This window comes from Frankia sp. CgJB1 (assembly GCF_977947065.1).
Window position 1 is genome coordinate 1 of sequence record NZ_CDWTNB010000256.1, and the last position, 4,359, is coordinate 4,359.

The 4,359-nt window shown below is 69.6% G+C and carries 2 protein-coding genes and 2 pseudogenes; 2 read left to right on the forward strand and 2 right to left on the reverse strand.

What is annotated here, in order from left to right:
• Together AC08OT_RS19420 and AC08OT_RS19425 are read left to right on the forward strand one after the other, a co-directional pair.
• Window positions 1-246: pseudogene (locus AC08OT_RS19420) on the forward strand (hypothetical protein); the annotation flags it as partial.
• Window positions 247-266: 20 nt separating this feature from the next.
• Window positions 267-707, forward strand: a complete 441-nt coding sequence (locus AC08OT_RS19425) for a hypothetical protein (RefSeq protein ID WP_462203835.1) — start codon at window positions 267-269, stop codon at window positions 705-707.
• 90 nt (window positions 708-797) lie between these two features.
• Here AC08OT_RS19425 and ahcY read toward each other — a convergent pair whose 3' ends face one another.
• Both ahcY and AC08OT_RS19435 read right to left on the reverse strand, forming a co-directional pair.
• Window positions 798-2,234, reverse strand: coding sequence for an adenosylhomocysteinase (gene ahcY / locus AC08OT_RS19430; protein WP_476594469.1), 1,437 nt, complete (start codon window positions 2,232-2,234; stop codon window positions 798-800).
• A gap of 34 nt (window positions 2,235-2,268) precedes the next feature.
• Window positions 2,269-4,359: pseudogene (locus tag AC08OT_RS19435) on the reverse strand (efflux RND transporter permease subunit); the annotation flags it as partial.

The window sequence follows — 4,359 nt, forward strand, 5'->3', positions numbered from 1 at the left end:
CGCCGGGAGCGCCGGGAGCGCCGGGAGCGCCGGGAGCGCCGGGAGCGCCGGGAGCGCCGGGAGCGCCGGGAGCACCGGGAGCACCGGGAGCACCGGGAGCACCGGGAGCACCGGGAGCACCGGGAGCACCGGGAGCGGCGGCGTCCGGAGGAAGTCGTCCCGCGCGGCGCGGCTCCCGGCGGGCGGGCCGGCGCGGCGGCGCGACCCGGACCACTCGGACCACTCGGACCACCCTGGCCACTCTGACCACCGCCGGGGCGACCCTCGTGGTGAGCGGCATCCTGGCTCTGGTGAACGCGGGCGCCGCGCAGGCCGGTGGAGCGACCTGGGCGAACTGCCCGGGCGGGCAGGCGACGGAGGTTGGTGTGCCGGCGGCGGCCGGAGAGCCGAACAGACCCGCGACGTATCTCGACGCCGGTTTCTACGTCCATGTCGCCTCGTTGTGGCCGCCGGCCACGGCATCGCTGTGCCGGACCGGTCCAGGCCGGGGTGAGGAGGCCGGCGAGCCGATCTTCAGGTTCGGGCACCTGGGCTGCCCCGGCGGCGACGCGACCTTCGGCGTGCGCAGGCCCGCGGTGCTGGGCCGGGCGAGCGCCGACGTCCCGTCGGCGACCTGGGGAACCTACCTGCCGGCCGGCTGGTACAGCCTGGACGATCTGAGTGACCCATCGTGGACGTCGGTTTGCTGGTCGTCCAGGAGACGCTGACCGATCCCGGCCGGCGAAGCGCCGATTCCGGGCGAAGCGCCGATTCCGGTCAACCGGATTGACCGGAATCGGCGCGGGAGGGCTGGACGATCAGTAGCGGTAGTGGTCTGCCTTGTACGGACCCTGGACGGGCACGCCGATGTAGTCCGCCTGCTGCTTGGTCAGCTGGGTGAGCTTCACGCCCAGCGCGTCGAGGTGCAGCCGGGCGACCTTCTCGTCGAGGTGCTTGGGTAGCACGTACACCCCGAGGGGGTAGTTTTCGGTCTTCGTGAACAGCTCGATCTGCGCGATCACCTGGTTGGTGAAGCTGTTCGACATCACGAAGCTCGGATGCCCGGTAGCGCAACCGAGGTTCATCAGCCGGCCCTCGGCCAGCACGATGATCGAGTAGCCGTCCGGGAACACCCACTCGTCGACCTGCGGCTTGATGTTGATCTTCTCGATGCCGGGGGTCCTGGCCAGGCCGGCCATGTCGATCTCGTTGTCGAAGTGCCCGATGTTCGACACGATCGCCTGGTGCTTCATCGCCGCCATGTGCTCGGCGTGGATGATGTTGAAGTTGCCGGTCGTGGTGACGAAGATGTCCGCCGTCGCGACGACGTCCTCCAGGGTGGTGACCTGGAAACCATCCATCGCGGCCTGCAGGGCGCAGATCGGGTCGATCTCGGTGACGATCACCCGGGCTCCCTGGCCGCGCAGCGCGTCCGCGCAGCCCTTGCCGACGTCACCGTAGCCGCACACCACGGCGACCTTGCCGCCGATGAGCACGTCGGTGGCGCGGTTGAGACCGTCGATGACGGAGTGGCGGCAGCCGTACTTGTTGTCGAACTTCGACTTCGTCACCGAGTCGTTGACGTTGATCGCCGGGAATGCCAGCGTTCCGGCCTTCGCCATCTCATAGAGACGGTGCACGCCGGTCGTGGTCTCCTCGGTGACGCCCTTGATGTTCTTCGCGGTCTCGGTCCACCGGCCCGGCTTCTCCGCGATGGTGCGGCGCAGGGTCTCCAGGACGATCGCGTACTCCTCGCCGTCCGCGGTGTCCGTCGCGGGGACCGCGCCGGCCGCCTCGAACTGGGCGCCCTTGTGGACGAGTAGGGTCGCGTCGCCGCCGTCGTCGAGGATCATGTTCGGGGTGCCGCCGCCCGGCCAGGCCAGCGCCTGGTCCGTGCACCACCAGTACTCCTCGAGGGTCTCGCCCTTCCAGGCGAAAACCGGCACGCCCCGCGGGTCGTCCTTGCTGCCGTTCGGCCCGACGACGACGGCGGCGGCCGCGTGGTCCTGGGTGGAGAAGATGTTGCAGGAGACCCAACGGACGTCGGCGCCGAGCGCTACCAAGGTCTCGATCAGCACCGCGGTCTGAATTGTCATGTGCAGGGAGCCCATAATGCGGGCGCCCCTGAGGGGCTGGCTGGCCGCGTATTCCGCCCGGGTGGCCATGAGGCCGGGCATCTCGTGCTCGGCAAGCCGGATCTCCTTGCGGCCGAACTCGGCCAGTGCGAGATCCGCGACCTTGAACTCGAAACTCATGCCCTCTCCTTCGACGCTCGGGCGGCTGCCGAGCCTATACGGCGGATGTCTCGTCCTGGTTTCCACCCGCCATCGGCCGTGGCCGTGATGCGCCGGCCTTGGAACGGGTTTCTTGAGCGTCCCACATGTCGCCGCGTTGACGAAGACCCGGTCCGGTCCTGTCGCCGACCGCCGGACCCGGGTCGGCCTGGCGTGGCTGGTGCACCCAGCCGCGCTCGTCCGCCCAGATCAACAGGGGTGGGAGGACGACCAGCGCGGACAGCAGGGCGACGGCGACGTTGAGGGCGACCAGCAGACCGAAGTCGCGCAGCAGCGGCAGGGAGCTGAAGGCCAGGACGGCGACCCCGATCACGGCGGCGAGCGCGGAAACCACGAAGGCGCGTCCGGTGCGGGCCGCGGTCTGGTCGACGGCCTCCTTCGGCGTCAGGCCGCGTCGACGCTCCGCCAGGTGGCGAAGCACGAGCAGGGTGGTGAACTCGCTGCCCAGCGCGATGACGCGCGGGACGCCGACCGCGGTGAGCGGGCTGAGGTCGACGCCGGCCAGCCAGGCGATCATGGAGCTGAGCCCGACCGCGATCAGCACCGGCACCAGCGACAGGACCGCCCGGACGATGCTGCGGTGCCAGACCAGCAGCATCAGCAGGACGCCGACCAGCGCGAAGTAGGTCAGCTGGGTCCGGTTCTTCGTGAAGTTCTCCAGCAGCCCGGTGCCGACCACGGCGAGGCCCGACGGGGTGGCGCGTACCCCTTGCGGCGGATGGACCGTGTCCCGGATGTCGTCGACGATCGCGGCCCGCCGTTCCAACGAGCCCGATCCGGTGCGGAAGACGAGGTTGAGCGCGTTGTGGGCCAGGTTCACCGTGGCGCGCTGGATGTCAGGCGGCGCCGCGGCGTAGCCGAGCCGGATGTCCTGACCCGTCGGCAGGACAACCGTCGTGTTCGGCACCTCCATCATGAAGCTGATGGTCGTGACGAGGCTCGACGCGGTCAGCAGGTCGGCCGGGTCCTTCGCGAGCCGGGTGTTCGCGAACTCGGCGAGGAAGGAGACGGTGGCGTCGTCGAAGACGTTCGGCGACTGGACGTAAATGCCCAGCTCACTGGCGGATCCGGTGCTCGCGCGCAGCGTGTTGATGTTCTTGATGACCTGACTCTGCTGGTCGACCCATTTCTCCGGATCGGTCTGGATCTTCAGCGTGCCGTCGGTGACGATCCCGACGGCGAAGACCGCGACGGACACGACGGCGAGCGGGACCGCGGTGATCCGTGGCAGGGATCCCAGGGTGATCACCATCCGACCCAGCGGGCCGTGGGTGTAGTCCTTCGGGGGGTCGGCCGGCGACGTTCCCGCAGGCCCAACGAGGCGGTGAGAAGCAGGATCGTGGCGATGACGATCACCGGCAGGCCCAGGGCGAGCAGCGTGCCGAAGTCCCGGATCATCGGGACGTCGCTGAACTCCAGCGCGAGGAAGGACAGCACCGCGGCGACGGTGGCGGCGCTCAGCGCGGGCAGCAGCCCGGCCAGGGCCGCGATGACGGGATGGCCGGCCCGGGCCAGCTGGGCCTCCTCCTCCACCCGGCTGTGGAGCTGGACGGCGAAGTCGATGCCGACGCCGAGCAGCACCGGCAGACCGGAGATGGTCACCACCGACAGTGGGATGCCCGCGTAGCCGGCGAGGCCGAACGCCCAGATGAGGCCGACGGCGACGATGCCGAGTGGGAGCAGCCGCCAGCGCACCGCGAAGGCGACGAGCAGCAGGCCGGCCATCAGCGCCAGGGAGATGCCCCCGAGGGTGGCGAACCCGCCGCGCAGGTAGTCGTTGAGGTCGCGGAGCAGCGCGGGCGCCCCGGTCGACGTTGTCGTCGCATTATCGAATATGCGTTCGGATACGGCCTTCTCGACCAGGGTCGCGGCCTGGCCCTCGGTCGTGAGGGAGGCGTTGCTCCGCAGTCGGGTGACCATCTGGCTGGTGGATTCGGTCGGGAAGAATGGCTTGATCGACTTGCGGATGGCACCCGTGTTGTCGCGGAGCAGGAAGGAGACCCATGCCGGGTTGTCGTAGACCCGCTCGGCCACCGGGATCGCCTCAATGCCATTTCCGCTAAGTTGATCAAGCTGCGGTCTGGGG

Excerpts from the sequence above, each read along its gene's own strand:
- ahcY (WP_476594469.1), bottom strand. The coding sequence starts at position 2,234 with ATGAGTTTCGAGTTCAAGGTCGCGGATCTCGCACTGGCCGAGTTCGGC.